Origin of the sequence: Streptomyces sp. NPDC052107 (genome assembly GCF_040680215.1) — a bacterium.
Classification (GTDB): domain Bacteria; phylum Actinomycetota; class Actinomycetes; order Streptomycetales; family Streptomycetaceae; genus Streptomyces.
Map to the genome: position 1 here is coordinate 70,949 of NZ_JBFAWG010000008.1, position 14,281 is coordinate 85,229.

Annotated in this window: 10 protein-coding genes; 1 reads left to right on the forward strand and 9 read right to left on the reverse strand. The window is 69.4% G+C overall.

Going from position 1 to position 14,281, the window contains the following annotated elements:
* Positions 1–87: 87 nt before the first annotated feature.
* The 5 genes from AB0M27_RS11230 to AB0M27_RS11250 form a co-directional block, all read right to left on the reverse strand.
* Positions 88–1,017, reverse strand: coding sequence for a hypothetical protein (locus AB0M27_RS11230; RefSeq protein ID WP_365720302.1), 930 nt, complete (start codon positions 1,015–1,017; stop codon positions 88–90).
* Positions 1,014–1,739, reverse strand: coding sequence for an RNA polymerase sigma factor SigM (sigM, locus tag AB0M27_RS11235; protein WP_365720304.1), 726 nt, complete (start codon positions 1,737–1,739; stop codon positions 1,014–1,016). The genes AB0M27_RS11230 and sigM overlap by 4 nt, the downstream gene beginning before the upstream one ends.
* Before the next feature lie 22 nt (positions 1,740–1,761).
* Positions 1,762–3,462 (reverse strand): protein kinase family protein, encoded by a 1,701-nt coding sequence (locus AB0M27_RS11240; RefSeq protein ID WP_365720306.1) that lies wholly within the window; start codon positions 3,460–3,462, stop codon positions 1,762–1,764.
* A gap of 118 nt (positions 3,463–3,580) precedes the next feature.
* Positions 3,581–5,941: a murein biosynthesis integral membrane protein MurJ gene (gene murJ / locus AB0M27_RS11245; RefSeq protein ID WP_365720308.1), complete on the reverse strand. Its 2,361-nt coding sequence runs from the start codon at positions 5,939–5,941 to the stop codon at positions 3,581–3,583.
* Between the two features lie 45 nt (positions 5,942–5,986).
* Positions 5,987–8,368 (reverse strand): DUF6049 family protein, encoded by a 2,382-nt coding sequence (locus tag AB0M27_RS11250; RefSeq protein ID WP_365720310.1) that lies wholly within the window; start codon positions 8,366–8,368, stop codon positions 5,987–5,989.
* Positions 8,369–8,644: 276 nt separating this feature from the next.
* Between AB0M27_RS11250 and AB0M27_RS11255 the strand changes: the two genes are divergently transcribed.
* Complete coding sequence (locus tag AB0M27_RS11255) at positions 8,645–10,111, forward strand: CCA tRNA nucleotidyltransferase (RefSeq protein WP_365720312.1); 1,467 nt, start codon at positions 8,645–8,647, stop codon at positions 10,109–10,111.
* Positions 10,112–10,221: 110 nt separating this feature from the next.
* On the opposite strand, the gene AB0M27_RS11260 is transcribed toward AB0M27_RS11255, so the two are convergent.
* From AB0M27_RS11260 to AB0M27_RS11275, 4 genes are all read right to left on the reverse strand, one after another.
* Entirely contained in the window at positions 10,222–10,701 is a 480-nt protein-coding gene (locus AB0M27_RS11260) for a hypothetical protein (protein ID WP_365720314.1), read from the reverse strand.
* Positions 10,702–10,824: 123 nt separating this feature from the next.
* Positions 10,825–12,087: an MFS transporter gene (locus tag AB0M27_RS11265; protein ID WP_365720316.1), complete on the reverse strand. Its 1,263-nt coding sequence runs from the start codon at positions 12,085–12,087 to the stop codon at positions 10,825–10,827.
* A gap of 152 nt (positions 12,088–12,239) precedes the next feature.
* On the reverse strand, positions 12,240–13,322 hold the full coding sequence (locus AB0M27_RS11270; RefSeq protein ID WP_365720318.1) for an inositol-3-phosphate synthase: 1,083 nt from the start codon (positions 13,320–13,322) through the stop codon (positions 12,240–12,242).
* A gap of 43 nt (positions 13,323–13,365) precedes the next feature.
* A complete protein-coding gene (locus tag AB0M27_RS11275; RefSeq protein ID WP_365720320.1) occupies positions 13,366–14,043 on the reverse strand; it encodes a helix-turn-helix transcriptional regulator in 678 nt (225 codons plus the stop codon).
* Positions 14,044–14,281: the final 238 nt, after the last annotated feature.

A 14,281-nucleotide genomic window follows, 5' to 3' on the forward strand; every position in this document is an offset into this window, starting at 1 on the left:
GCATGCGTCGGGTGACAGCGGGAGCGGCCCGGCAGATTCAGGGGCAGGCGTGACTCAGAGGCGGGCGGTCTCAGGGACCGGGGGCACTCATGGGCGCGCGAAGGAATGCTTCAGAAGAACCGTGCCGGCGGAGCCGGGCTGCTGTCCGATACAGGCCGCGTCGACGATGTAGACCGTGACACGTGTCCTGTCGGCGGCGTCGGGCACCACCACCAGGTAGGCGGACTTCCCGTCGTACGTTCCCGTCTTGGCGCCCAGGACGTCGTCGCCCCGGTGGAGCGCCGCCCGGACGCAGTCGGGGACGGCGACGTCGGTCTGGATCAGGGTGTTGGGACTCTCGGTCGGCTTGGGGGTGTTCTGCTCGGACTCAAGGCCCGATCGAGGCCGCTGGCCCTGCTGCCCGTTCTTCTTGTTGGTGAGCAGATCCTTCACCTGGCTCCGGACACTCGCGCCGGAGAACGGGCCGACGGAAGGCGTCGGCTTTCCATGGGCAGTGGTGGTGTCGGAGGAGTGATCGCCGAGCGACTGCAGCACCAGTGACCCCACCCCCAGGACGGCCGCGGTCAGGACAGCCCCCAGGACCACTCGCCTCCGGCGGCGGCCCCGCTCGTGCCCCTTTCGTCCCGGACCGGTCGCCGCCTGAGGACGGCTGGCGGGCCGGTCCGAGGGGAGCGATGTTTCACGTGAAACATGACCCTCGCCGGCCCCATGCGTCAGCGCGGTCTCCGGAGAGACCTGGGCGCTCAGCGGTTCCGGAGCCGAGGCGCTGAGCAGTGCCTCTGCGGCCAGCGCGGCGTAAATGCGTTCGGCCACGTCGGCCGGCATGCGCTCCGCTCCCGATACGGCTCCCAGGAGCCCCCGGATCTCCTCCAGCGAGGCACGCACGTCCGCGCACAGCTCACACGTCTCCAGATGGCGCCGTACGTCCGCGCTGCGGTCCGGAGGCAGAAGGCCTTCGGTGAGGTCGGAGATCTCCGCGACGTCCGGGTGCCCGGCAGTGTCTGTCGTGGAAGTCACGCTCGCCCACCTCCGCCCTTCACTACGGCTGAATCACTCGGTCCCGTGTCCTTGGGGCTCCCACTCGGAGCCCCCGTTGCCGGTGGGACGGATGTCCCCTCCACCCGGTTCCGTCCCACGCCGGGTTCTTTTCCGCTTCCGGAACCCTCGGGCCGTAGATGAGTGAGGAGAGGTAGCAGCCGGGCTCTGCCCCGGGCACACCGGCTCTTCACGGTGCCCGTCGGCACATCGAGGATCCGTGCGGCCTCGGCCACGGGATACCCCTGCATGTCCACCAGGACCAGGGCGGCCCGCTGGTCGTGCGGGAGGGTGCCGAGCGCTTCGAAGAGCTGGCGCTGGACATCGTTGCGTTCGGCCGGCGCCGAGGCCGACTCGTGTGGTTCCAGCAACTGTTCCAGCCGCTCGGTGTCGTCGACCGGAGCGGTCTTCCGTGAAGCCGCCTTGCGGGCGCGGTCCAGACAGGCGTTCACCGTGATTCGGTGCAGCCAGGTTGTGACGGCCGACTGGCCCCGGAAGGTATGGGCGGCCCGGTAGGCCGACACCAGGGCGTCCTGGACCGCGTCGGCGGCCTCCTCGCGGTCCCCCAGCGTTCGCAGCGCGACTGCCCAGAGCCGATCCCGATGCCGCCGCACGATCTCACCGAAGGCATCGGGATCGCCTTCCACATGACGGGCGAGGAGATCCTTGTCGCTCACCCGGTCGTATCCGGCGCCCTCCGCCATCTGCCCCTCCCGAGTGGAGACCTCAGCTGGTCACCTTGACGTCTGCCACTCTGCCCCGCCAGTGGCCCGCCCCGTCCGAGGGCAGCTCGGTCAGCCACACCAGGAGGTACCGGGTCTTGAGGGGCTTGTCGGGCATGAGTACCACCGTCGTGCCCGAGCCGCTGGCAGCCTTGCCGTAGGCGTCGAACGACGTCGGTTGCGAAACGGCGTCAGCGCTTGCGGCGCGGAGCTCGACCGAGGTGTCCCCCAGGAAGGTGACGGTTGCCTTTCCGACCTGCTGGACCTTGCCCAGATCGAGGATGACCCCGACGCCCGGCTTCAGGTTTCCGAACTTGGGGCTGAGATAGAAGTCCGTCTGCCAGTAGGTGGACGGGCTGTTGTCGTAGACCTTTCCTACGTCTGCGGGCTTCTCGGAGTGGTCCGCGCTGAACGGGTCGAAGTCGCGCGCCTTCTGGATGGCGATCGGCTTGCCGGAAGCCGAAGTCTTCGACCCCTTGTCCCCGTCGTCCGTCGTCTGGCTCTTGTTGGTGTCGTCGGACTTGCCGCCCTGGTCCATCAGTGCGTCCGCCAACTGCCAGCTGCCCAGACCGAGGGCGGCGATGAGGAGGGCGGACACCGCCCACTTCAGCACCTTGCCGGTACGGCTCTGCAGCGGGGGAGGCGGGGTGGTGATCGGCTGGGCTGCGCCGGGGTGGGGCGCCGGGCGGCCGTACGTGCCCTGCTGGTAGGTCGTGCGCTGGTACTCCGGCGGGGCCGTGAACGCCGGCTCCGGCGGGCGGATGCGCGGCATCTCGCCGACCGCCTTCACCAGCTCCTCCGGCGTGGTGCACGGGGCCTCGTGACGGGAGGCGGTGGCCCCGTCGTTGGCGAGTGCGCGCATGGACAGTTCGGACAGGCCCCGGTGAACTCCGGCCCGCACCTGGTCCGGTGCGATGAGGCCGACGCCCTTGGGTAGCCCGGACAGGCCGTAGGCGTCGCTCTCGTACGGCCAGCGCTGGGTCAGCGCCGCGTACAGCAGGGCGCCGATCGCCTCGGTGTCGGTGCGCTGTGGGGTGTCGGAGCTGATGCCGCGCAGCGCGGCGTTCACGGCGAGGCCCCGGATGCGCCACTGGCCGGTCGAGGTGCGCAGGACGGCGTTGGGGTTGAGCCGCAGATGGGCGAGGCCCTCGCGGTGGGCGGCGGCCATGGCGGAGCCGACCTGACTGACCATCTGGTAGGCGTCGTGCGGTTCCAGCGGGCCGTTCGTGAGGAGCGTGGTCAGCTCGGTGGCGTCGGGCAGCCACTCGTGCACGACGTAGACGAGGTCGTTCTCCTCGACGGCGTCGAGGACCTGGACGAATCGGGGGTCGCCGAGCAGCGCGGAGGAACGCGCGGCGGCGAGGACAGAACGGGCCCGTACGTGCTCCGCGGGCAGGATGTGGACGCCGACGGCACGACGAAGTTTCTCGTCGACCGCACGCCAGCTGCTGAATCCGTCCAGACGGGTGACGCACTCCTCCAGGCGGTAGCGTCTGGCGAGCTTGTGACCGCTGTGCATTTCGGGAGGCGCGGCCTTCTGTCCGGAGCTCTCGATCCCGCCGCTCCCCTGTGCCTCGTCGCTGTCCGTGTCCCGCTCCGGGTTCTTGGCCACCCCGTCGGCCGTGGACTGGTCCGCCTTGGCGGTCAGCGGCTGCTCGCCGCTGTTGTCTGCCACGTCGACGGCAGCTGTGCTCCGTTCCGCCACCGTCGTCCCTGCCTCCCCATCCGTTGCACGCTGTCCGACGCCGAAACCAATTGTGCCCACAGTCCGCCGCTATGCACGACACGCGGCGGCGGACGATGGTTGTGCGCCTACCCCTGCTTCAGCGGCCCAGACGCCCGCGGACCATGCCCACGAGCGAGTTGAGTTCCTCGATGCGCATCCGCCGGGCAGCGACGAAGAAGATGCCGAGCAGAACGGCCCCACCGACGAGCAGCGCGGCGAAGGAGCCGATGACGCCCTGGCCGAGGGTGTGCCCGATGCCGTAGCAGGCCGCGCCGCTGAGCAGGGCCGCGGGCACCGAGGCGATGCACAGGCGCGCGTAGGTCCGCAGTACCCGGGCACCGTCCAGGTCACCGCCGAGCCGCTTGCGCAGCCGCCGCCAGGCGACACCCACACCGATCGCGTAGGCGAGGCCGTACGCGGCCGCCATGCCGGCCACCGCCCAGCGGGCGGGCAGCAGGAAGTAGCAGAGCGCAGAGGCGCCCGCGTTGACCGCGGCGACGATGACGGTGTTGTAGAAGGGCGTGCGGGTGTCTTCGTAGGCGTAGAAGGCGCGCAGGACGACGTACTGCACCGAGTACGGGATCAGGCCGAGGCCGAAGGCCATCAGCATGTAGCCCATGTTGGTGGCCTCGCCGGTGCCCGAGGAGCCGAAGATCAGCGTGCACATCGGGATGCCGAGCGCGAGGAAGCCGAAGGCGATCGGGACGATGGCTACCGCGGTGGTCCGCAGGCCCTGGGAGATGTCGTCGCGGACCGCGCCGCCGTCGGCCTCGGCGGCCGAGCGCGCGATGCGCGGTAGCAGGGCGGCCATGAGGGACACCGTGATGATGGCCTGTGGCAGGCCCCAGATCAGCTGGGCGTTGGCGTAGGCGGCGAAGCCGGTGCCTGCGACGCCGGAGTCCTTGGCGGCCGCCGTGGACAGCTGGGTGACGATCATGGCGCCGGCCTGGTTGGCGAGGACGAACAGGACCGTCCACTTGGCGAGCATCGCGGCCTTGCCCAAGCCGTGGCCGCGCCAGTCGAACCGCAGCCGGATCCGGAAGCCCGTCTCGCGCAGGTACGGGATCATCGCCAGTGCCTGGACGACCAGACCGAGCAGCACACCGATGCCGAGCAGGCGCTGGCCCTCCGGCGGGATGTTCGTGACGGTCATGTGGGAGTTGGCGGCGGTGCCGTAGACCCAGATGAACATGCCGAGCGTCACGATGATGACGATGTTGTTCAGGACCGGCGTCCACATCATCGCGCCGAACTTCCCGCGCGCGTTGAGGATCTGACCCATCACCACATGGATGCCCATGAAGAAGATCGAGGGCAGGAAGTATCGGGTGAAGGTGACCGCCACGTCATTGGCCGCAGGGTTGGAGGCGACCGGGTTGGACAGCATGCGCACCAGCAGCGGCGCTGCGAACATCGCGAGACCGGTCAGCGCGGCCAGGGCCACCATCACCAGGGTCAGCAGACGGTTGGCGAAGGCCTCACCGCCGTCGTCGTCCTCCTTCATCGCCCGCACCAGCTGCGGCACGAAGACGGAGTTGAGACCGCCACCGACGGTGAGGATGTAGATCATCGTCGGCAGCTGGTAGGCGACCTGGAAGGAGTCGCCGAGGAAGCCGAGGCCGAGCGCCGAGACGATCAGCGCCGAGCGGATGAAGCCGGTGAGGCGGGAGACCATCGTGCCCGCCGCCATCACGGCACTGGACTTCAGGAGCCCGGCGGCTTTGCCGCCCTTCTTCGCGGGTGCGGCGGAAGCTGCGGGAGCCGCCGCCGGCTCCGCGTCCCGGTACGGACCGGCGGGATCCGGCGCCGCTGCCGGGGCGGGCACCGGCGGCTGACCCGGGTTCCCCGGAGCAGCCTGGTAGGGACCCCCGGCGTACGGGGTGCCCTGCTGGGCGCCCTGACCGGGCGCGGGCGGGTACTGGCCGACGGGGCCGTACCCGGTGCCCGGAGCGGCGGCCGGCCGGGAGTAGCCGGGCGGATCCATGGGCGCGTGCCCACCGCCGTGCTGCTGGTCCTTGAAGAGATGCGCGAAGGCGTCCGGCTCCTGGTACGTCTCTCCCGAGTGCGTGACCAGGTCGTCGACGCCCACGAACTGGGTCGTGCGCGGGTCGTCGCCGTACGGCAGGTACGGGGTCGCACGATCCGCCTCCGGCGCCGGCGTCTGTGCCCACACCTGCGGGTCGGGCGCGTACGGCGACTGGGCGGGCTGTCCGTAGAGCGGCTGCTGCCCGTGGCTGCCCTGTGGGGGCGGCGGGTGCGCGGCGCTGTCGTAGAGCGCCTCGGCGACCGGGTCCTGGGCCGCGAGGTCGTGCCCTCGGTAGGGGTCCTGGTCGTAGGCGTCCTGGAGGTACATGTCGGCCGCCGGCTGCGGCGGTACCTGGCCGGGCTCCTGCGGCGTCTCGGGGTAGCCCGAGCCGGCCGCGCCCTGGCCGCGATCACCGTCGTACGGCGCGTTCATGCTTACCCCACCTCATCGTCCCTGGCCCACGGGCCACGACATCGCTCAACGGTCCACTCTCTCACCCGTCCCGGACGGGTCGGGGCTTTCCGGTGCGGTGTCCGGAGCGGGGTCACTCGGGTGCTCCGGGTCGTCTGCCCCGGTCGGAGAGCCGGAATCCTCCGGTTCCTCCGGGAGACGGTCTGCGGGAGCGTCGGGGTTCCCGGACTCCTCGGCGGCCAGCTCTTCCGCGTCGGGTCCGTTCTCCTCAGTCTGGCGGGCGGATGCGCGCTTGCGCTGGGTGTACATCCGGAAACCGGCGAGGACGAGGAGGAGCACACCGCCGCCGATGACCAGCATCACGGTGGGCGTGATCTCGGTGACCTTCACATCGAAGCTGACGGCGTCGCCGTACTTCTGGCCGTCCTCGGTGTACAGCTGGGCGATCACCGTGACCCGGCCGTTGGCGTTGGCCGACGTGGTGAACTTCACGGACTGGCTGTGCCCGCCGGAGATCTCCACCGGCTGCTCGGAGTAGGCCTTGCCGCCGATCTTCAGGCGGGTCGGCATGGTCGAGGTCAGGCGCAGGACCAGATGGCCCACCGGCTGGACGAGGTTGTTCTGGACGGTCACCGGGATGGTGGCACTGCGTCCGGAGAGCTTGGTCTCCGACTTGTCGATCAGCTTGACCTGGTCGGCCAACTCGTCGAGCCACCCCTCCACGCCGTCGCGGTAGCTCTGGGCGTCGCCGCTCCTGCCACTCCACGACGTGGACATCTCACGGTTTATGGCTCGCCCGAACGGTGTGACGACGCGGGACTGGTCGGAGAGGATCACCTGGAAGCTGTCGAGCTTGTCCTGGGTGCGCGCGATCTGCTCGAAGGCCGTCCGCGGCAGTTCCTGCGAGCGCAGCGAGGAGGGGTAGGCGGACCCCGACGGGATGTGCGTGTTGGCGTTCGGGTCCGGCTCGTCCTTGGCCGCCGCGGAGAGGTCCTGGGACTCGGACCAGTTCCCGCCCTGGAGCGCCTTCAGCGCCGCCGCCATCGCCTGGGCCTGGCTCGCGGTGGGCATACGCTGCGGGGCGACCACGATGCTCCGCTGCTTGTCCGTCTGCGCGTTCACTTCGAGGCTCTGCGCCAGGAACTCCTGCACGGCGAGCGTGGTCGAGTCCGCCTTCGTCAGGTCGCCCTCGAAGGCCGTGGACAGCCGGGCGTCGGAGACCACCGCCGTGGTGCCGCCGCCGACCGGGCGGGCGGCGGAGGGCGTGTACGGCAGCCCGGCGGTCTCCTGGAGGCTGTCGCTGCGGGCGATCACGCGGTCGGCGCCGGCGGAGGTCGCGACCTTCATGATCGCCGGGTCCACGGCGCCCTCCACCGGCCAGGCGAAGTCGGTGCTCGGTGTGACGTGGAGCACGGTCTTGACGGTGGTGGCGGCGACGTCGGTGGCGTCCTTGAGGTGGCTGAGCGAGCCGGTGACGCTGGTGCCGTTGTGTGCGAGGGACGCCAGGTCCGGGTCGGCGAAGGGCAGCGCGACGACCTCCTTGCCCGTCACTGCCTTCTGGAGGCTGGCCAGCCACTGCTTGGCCAGTGCCTGGTGTTCCTTCGGGCCGGGCGTGGTGGTGCCCCCGTCACCCGGCAGCCGGTAGTTGCCGGTCGCCATCGCATCCACCGAGGCCAGCAGGTCCGGGTCGATCACCCAGGTGACGTCCAGGTCCTTGCCCAGTTCCACCATCTGGGCCAGCCGGCCTCCGGGCGCGAGTTCCTTGGCCAGGTTGTCGTTGCGGAACACCGGCGTCTGTAGCTCGCCGGCGCCTGTCTTGGCCGTCATGTGGACCGTGGAGATCAGCGGCCACAGGTACGTCGTCTTCGTCTTGGTGTCGGCCTCGGACGGCTGCCACGGCAGGAACGTCCGCTGGATGCCGAGCACCTGGTCCCAGGGCTGGGCGGCGGTCTTGCCGGAGAGGGAGACATCGAACTCGTAGACGCCGTCGTTGCCGAGGTCGAGCTTGTCCACGGGGACGGAGATGCTGAAGTGCTCCGCGACGCCAGGGGACAGTTTGGAGAACTTCTCCACGTACTTGCCGCCGACCTCGGAGCCGGTTCCGCCCGTCAGGTCGTCGGAGTGCTGGGCGACGGAGTCGATCCCCGAGCGGGTGTCCAGCATGGGGCCCACCCGCAGGCCCACGTGGGCGCCGGTGACGGTCTGCTTGCCGTTGTTGGTCACAGTGCCCGAAACGGTCAGCGTGTCCCCGTCGGTGGGGGCGCTGGGGGTCAGTGAGTCCAGGGCGACGGACACCGTGTCCGAGGAGGCGGCCTGGGCGGGCGCCGCGGCGGGCAGCTGGAGGAGCCCGGCCAGCAGCGGCGCACCAGCGAGCAGCCCGCCGGCGCGTCGCAGCCACCGGCGGGCAGGTGAGGCACTGGTCCCCTGGAATTCAGCCGCCTCGGCCACGCGCTCGCCCGTCCCTCGTCGTCAGTGGTCGTCGGAATGTGCGTCCACGCATGGTAACGATGCGCGCTGAGGGGAAGTGCCGCGGTCTACGTCACAAGATCGAAGAACACCGGCGTCCCGTCCTCTATATCCAGTATCGAGCGGAGAGGATCCGTACGCCGCGAGGGCAGTGCTTGCGGCGGGTATGAAGGGAGCTGTCCGCGGCCGTGCCGGCCGGCCGCCCCTCGGCCAAATGGAGGGCGCCCCTGGTCGCCGGGGCACGTACCCTCTTCTGTTGTGCCGAACCCGAACGAAGACACTCCCTCTGCCCTGAGCCAGGCGCAGCAGCGCGCGGTCGCCGAGCTGCTGCGGGTGGCCCCCGTTGCCGACGATCTCGCTCGCCGATTCCAGGAGGCGGGGTTCTCCCTCGCCCTGGTCGGCGGGTCGGTGCGGGACGCGCTGCTCGGCCGGCTCGGCAACGACCTGGACTTCACGACCGACGCCCACCCCGAGGACGTTCTGAAGATCGTCCGTCCCTGGGCGGACGCCGTCTGGGAGGTCGGTATCGCCTTCGGCACCGTCGGCGCGCACAAGGGCGCCCGTGTCGGTGACACTGATTGGCAGTTTCAGATCGAGATCACCACCTACCGGTCGGAGGCCTACGACCGCACCTCGCGCAAGCCCGAGGTGTCGTACGGCGACTCCATCGAGGAGGATCTGGCCCGCCGGGACTTCACGGTCAACGCAATGGCCGTGGCACTGCCGGAGAAGGAGTTCATCGACCCGCACGGAGGCCTGGAGGATCTCGCGGCGCGCGTGCTGCGGACGCCGGGCACACCCGAGGAGTCCTTCTCGGACGATCCGCTGCGGATGATGCGGGCCGCCCGGTTCGCCGCCCAGCTGGACTTCGCGGTCGCCCCCGAGGTCGTGACCGCGATGATGGAGATGGCCGGACGCATCGAGATCGTCTCGGCCGAGCGGGTTCGGGACGAGCTGAACAAGCTGATCCTTTCCGCGCACCCGCGCAAGGGGCTGGGTCTGCTCGTCGAGACCGGGCTTGCTGACCATGTGCTGCCCGAGCTGCCGGCGCTGCGCCTGGAGCGGGACGAGCACCATCGGCACAAGGACGTCTACGAGCACACGCTGATCGTCCTGGAGCAGGCGATCGCGCTGGAGCAGGGCGGTCCCGACCTCACGCTGCGGCTGGCCGCGCTGCTGCACGACATCGGCAAGCCGCGCACGCGCCGCTTCGAGAAGGACGGCCGGGTCTCGTTCCACCACCACGAGGTGGTCGGCGCCAAGATGACCAAGAAGCGCATGACCGCCTTGAAGTACTCCAACGAGCTGGTGAAGGACGTCTCACGGCTGGTCGAACTTCACCTCCGCTTCCACGGCTACGGCACTGGGGAGTGGACGGACTCGGCCGTGCGCCGCTACGTCCGTGACGCGGGCCCGCTGCTGGACCGCCTGCACAAGCTGACCCGCTCGGACTGCACCACCCGCAACAAGCGCAAGTCGGCCGCGCTGTCCCGGGCCTACGACGGCCTGGAGGACCGGATTGCCCAGCTGAAGGAGCAGGAGGAGCTGGACGCGATCCGTCCGGACCTCGACGGCAACCAGATCATGGAGATCCTGGGTGTCGGCCCGGGCCCTGTCGTCGGCGAGGCGTACAAGCACATGCTGGAGCTGCGTCTGGAGAACGGCCCGATGGAGCACGACGCGGCGGTGGCGGCCCTCAAGGACTGGTGGGCCGAGCAGAGCTGATCTCTGCTGGGCCGGGTTCGGCGATGTTTCACGTGAAACACCGGTCCGCACCAAGTGCAACGGAGGGGCGACGTTTCACGTGAAACATCGCCCCTCCGCGTGTTCGAGCGCTACTTGTTGTCTCCCAGGCACAGAACGAACGAGTCGCTGCCTTCCTTCCACTCGAGGGCCGCGGTCGTGCCCTTGACCGACTGGCAGGCGAGCTGGGCGATGCTGGTGCTGCCATCCTTCTTGAGCACCTTGTAGTCCGCCTTCGAGTTGCTGCAGTCCAGCTGCTCGATCTGCGGGTCGCTGTCGCTTCCCTTGTTCGTCAGGCAGTCACCAACAGCGAGCTTCTTGGTGTCGTCGCTGTTGTTGAAGTACCAACCGCCGGCGATGACGACGAGGGCGACGGCGACGCCGGCTATGCGCAGGTACTGCCTGACGCTACGCTTCGGCCGCTGAGGAGGCACCGGTGCATACGGTGCCGTGCCCTGCTGGGGGAATCCGGGCTGGCCCGGCTGCTGCGGGTAGCCGCCCTGGGGCGGGTACGGGGCCTGGGGCTGGGGCTGGCCGTATGGCTGCTGGCCCTGGGGTGGCGTGGTGGTCACTTGGGGGTCCCCCTATAGGAGTTGCTGAGCGCTCGCATAAGAAGCGCATAAGACGCAGGTAAGTTACCGGTTGCCACTGACGCTCCTGAAGCTCAAGGGGACTCTGTGGCTTTGATGTGACACTCACCGGCGTTCAAAGCGGGCCATAGTCCCAGCAACTGCCCCGTAGATGACGGCGACTGTGACGACCAGCGTGGCCGAGCGTCCATCCGGCGGCAGCATCAGGGCCGCCACTCCGGCCGCTCCGACGAAGGCCACGTTGAACAGCACGTCGTACACGGAGAAGACCCGGCCGCGGAAGCCGTCGTCGACGGCGGCCTGCACGATCGTGTCCGTGGAGATCTTCGCGCCCTGGGTGACCAACCCCAGGACGAACGCCGCGACCAAGAGGGGCCCGGTGGCGAACGGGAGGCCGAGGGCGGGCTCCATCACGGCGGCGGCCCCGGAGCACACCACGATCCAGCGCCCCGGACCAAGGCGTCCCGCCGCCCACGGCGTCACCGCGGCCGCCGCGAAGAATCCCGCACCCGACAGCGCCAGAGCGAGACCGAGCAGCCGGAGCCCGTCCTCGGGGCTCGCGGACAGGGCGTACCGGCACAGCATCAGCAGAAGAACGAGGAGCGCGCCGTAGCAGAAACGCATCAGCGTCATCGCGGCCAGCGCCCATGCGGCTTCCCTGCGCTGCGGCGCGGCCAGATGACGGACGGCTGCCCTGAGCTCGCGAGCCGTCTCGGTGAGGGCGGTCGCCATACGTGGCCGTGTCGGCTGCCGGTCGGGGCCGAGCAGTGCGGGAGGCATGGTCAGGGATGCCAGGCTGGCACACAGATAGAGGAGGGCGCCGAGGAGTACCACCGCCGCGTCGGAGTCGGACGCCACGAGCCGTACGGCGAAGGCGAGACCGCCGCCCGCGGTCGCGGCGAGAGTCCCGGCCGTCGGGGACAGGGAGTTGGCGAGCACCAGACGCTCGGCGTCCACCACCCGGGGCAGGGACGCGGACAGCCCGGCGAGGACGAAGCGGTTGACGGCCGTGACACACAGCGCCGAGACGTAGAAGAGCCAGTCCGGAACCTGGCTGACCATCAGCACGGCGGTGGCCGCGGCCAGCAGGGCACGCAGCAGATTGCCGTGGACGAAGACCTGCCGGCGGCGCCAGCGGTCCAGCAGGACGCCCGCGAACGGGCCGACCAGTGAATAGGGGAGGAGCAGGACCGCCATCGCCGAGGCGACGGCGGTGGGCGAGGTCTGTTTTTCCGGGGAGAAGACGACGTACGCGGCGAGCGCGACCTGGTAGACGCCGTCGGCGCCCTGGGACAGCAGGCGGATGCAGAGCAGGCGTCGGAAGTACCGCAGGCGCAACAGGACGCGCAGGTCACGGACGACGGGCATGGGGCACAGCCTCACACATGCGGAAGGTCCCCGGGTCAGGGAACCCGGGGACCTTCACAGCCCTGGCAGGAGCGTTCTCGTGCGCGCGATCGGCCGCTGCGGCGCCTCAGCGCACTGTGCCGCGCCGAGCCGGCGCGCCGCGTCTTGTCGAGCTAGCGCTCGACCTCGCCGCGGATGAACTTCTCGACGTTCTCGCGGGCCTCGTCGTCGAAGTACTGGACCGGCGGGGACTTCATGAAGTAGGAGGAGGCCGACAGGATCGGGCCGCCGATGCCGCGGTCCTTGGCGATCTTCGCGGCGCGCAGGGCGTCGATGATGACACCCGCGGAGTTCGGGGAGTCCCAGACCTCGAGCTTGTACTCCAGGTTCAGCGGGACGTCACCGAAGGCGCGGCCCTCGAGGCGGACGTAGGCCCACTTGCGGTCGTCCAGCCAGGCCACGTAGTCGGACGGGCCGATGTGGACGTTCTTCTCGCCGAGGTCGCGGTCGGGGATCTGGGAGGTGACGGCCTGCGTCTTGGAGATCTTCTTGGACTCCAGGCGCTCGCGCTCGAGCATGTTCTTGAAGTCCATGTTGCCGCCGACGTTCAGCTGCATCGTGCGGTCGAGGACGACACCGCGGTCCTCGAACAGCTTCGCCATGACACGGTGCGTGATGGTGGCGCCGACCTGGGACTTGATGTCGTCACCGACGATCGGCACACCAGCCGCGGTGAACTTGTCCGCCCACTCCTTGGTGCCGGCGATGAAGACCGGGAGGGCGTTGACGAAGGCGACCTTGGCGTCGATGGCGCACTGGGCGTAGAACTTCGCCGCGTCCTCGGAGCCGACCGGCAGGTAGCAGACCAGGACGTCGACCTGCTTGTCCTTCAGGATCTGGACGACGTCGACCGGCTCATCGGCGGACTCCTCAATGGTGGCGCGGTAGTACTTGCCGAGGCCGTCGAGGGTGTGGCCGCGCTGGACCGTCACACCGGTGTTGGGGACGTCGCAGATCTTGATGGTGTTGTTCTCGGAGGCGCCGATCGCGTCCGCGAGGTCGAGGCCGACCTTCTTGGCGTCCACGTCGAAGGCCGCGACGAACTCCACGTCCTTGACGTGGTAGTCACCGAACTGCACGTGCATCAGGCCGGGGACCTTCGACGCCGGGTCGGCGTCCTTGTAGTACTCGACTCCCTGCACCAGCGACGCGGCGCAGTTGCCCACGCCGACGATGGCTACGCGAACCGAACCCATTCCGGTTGCTCCCTGTGTGTACGAGTGAGGCCCTGAGTGGGTCTCACGTGGCGGTGTCGCCGGGCGTATCCGTCCGGGGGGTGTCCCCGTGACGGGGCAGGTCGCCCGTCGATCCATTGGTGGTGTCCTGCTGAGCGGACCCCCCGGACGCGGAACCCCGCAGATCCCGCCCGGCCCGCTCGCTCTCGATGAGCTCGTTCAGCCAGCGCACTTCGCGCTCCACGGACTCCATCCCGTGGCGCTGGAGCTCAAGCGTGTAGTCGTCGAGGCGCTCCCGCGTGCGCGCCAGGGAGGCCCGCATCTTCTCCAGACGCTCCTCCAGGCGGCTGCGCCGGCCCTCCAGCACGCGCATGCGTACATCGCGCGACGTCTGCCCGAAGAAGGCGAAGCGTGCGGCGAAATGCTCGTCCTCGTACGCGTCGGGACCGGTCTGCGAGAGCAGCTGCTCGAAGTGCTCCTTACCTTCTGCTGTCAATCGGTACACGATCTTCGCTCGGCGTCCGGCGAGCGGAGCGGCGTCCTCGTGGGTGCTGCCCGGCTCCTCGATCAACCAGCCGTTGACGACCAGCGTCTTGAGGCAGGGGTACAGGGTCCCGTAGCTGAACGCCCGGAACACCCCCAGGGACGTGTTGAGTCGTTTGCGCAGCTCATAGCCGTGCATCGGGGACTCGCGCAGCAGGCCGAGCACGGCGAACTCGAGGATGCCGGAACGTCGGCTCATCGTCGCCTCCTCTCGGTCCCGCGGGTCTCGCAGCGCTCCTCGGCGTCTTTATCTCGCGCTGATGTATCGACTCGATACATCAAGACGATAGAACGGCCGTCCGCGGGCGACAAGAGGGACGGTGGTGAACGGGGTCACATCACCGATTCATACGAGGCAGGTTGCCTGTTTTGGGGTGAAGTTCGGGGCTCGGCAGGTTTTGGCGGTGCGTAGTCTGTGCGGCATGCACAGCACCGGG